Source organism: Mesorhizobium sp. P5_C1 (genome assembly GCF_054049815.1).
The window spans coordinates 1-959 of the sequence record NZ_JBFULQ010001132.1; the positions used below are offsets into that span (position 1 = coordinate 1).

General features: G+C 63.4%; 2 protein-coding genes. Both read left to right on the forward strand.

Annotated features, from left to right (window positions below; translation table 11 throughout):
- On the forward strand, window positions 1-668 hold a 668-nt coding region (locus ACXJ7R_RS34380), incomplete at its 5' end, for a carbohydrate ABC transporter permease (RefSeq protein ID WP_457155679.1).
- A gap of 5 nt (window positions 669-673) precedes the next feature.
- Window positions 674-959, forward strand: a 286-nt coding sequence (locus ACXJ7R_RS34385; RefSeq protein WP_457155680.1) for an ATP-binding cassette domain-containing protein, incomplete at its 3' end; no start/stop codon positions are given.

Below are 959 nucleotides of genomic sequence, written 5' to 3' on the forward strand. Positions count from 1 at the left end.
TGTTCAGCGGCATCGGCAAGGGCGGCATCCCGGTGATCGAATATTTCCGCAACTCGCTGATCATCTCGGTGACGTCGACGATCATTGCGGTGGCCATCGGCATGGCCGGCGGCTATGCGTTTGCGCGCTACCGCTTCCGCGGAAAGTCGAGCGTCTTCCTCGGCCTGATGCTTACGCGGACGGTGCCAGGCATCGCACTGTCGCTGCCGCTGTTCTTCCTCTATGTGCGGCTTGGCATCATCGACACGCATTTCGGACTGATCCTTGCCTATGTCGCGCTCAACGTGCCGTTCACGATTTGGCTGATCGACGGCTTCTTCCGCCAGGTGCCGAAGGACCTCGCTGAAGCGGCGCAGATCGACGGCTGCACGCGCTGGCAGGCGTTCTGGCAGGTCGAGTTCCCGCTCGCCGGGCCGGGCATCGCGTCGGCCGCCATCTTCGCCTTCCTGACCTGCTGGAATGAATTCGCGCTGGCTTCGCAGCTGACCCGCTCGGTGAGCGCCAAGACGCTGCCGGTCGGCCTGCTCGACTACACGGCTGAGTTCACCATCGACTGGCGCGGCATGTGCGCGCTCGCCGTGGTGATGATCATTCCGGCGCTCACCCTCACCTACATCGTCCAGAAACACCTTGTCGGCGGCCTGACCTCCGGCGCGGTGAAAGGCTGACACCCATGGCAACCGTTTCCCTCACCAAGCTGACCAAGCGCTATGGCAATGTCGGGATCGTGCACGGTATCGACCTCGACATCGCCGACCGCGAATTCATCGCGCTGGTCGGCCCCTCCGGCTGCGGCAAGTCGACSACGCTGCGCMTGATCGCCGGGCTGGAGGAGATCAGCGCCGGTTCGATCGAGATTGGTGGCCGCATCGTCAACGACCTGCCGCCGCGCTCGCGCAATATCTCGATGGTGTTCCAGTCGTATGCGCTCTATCCGCATATGACGGTGCGCGAGAATC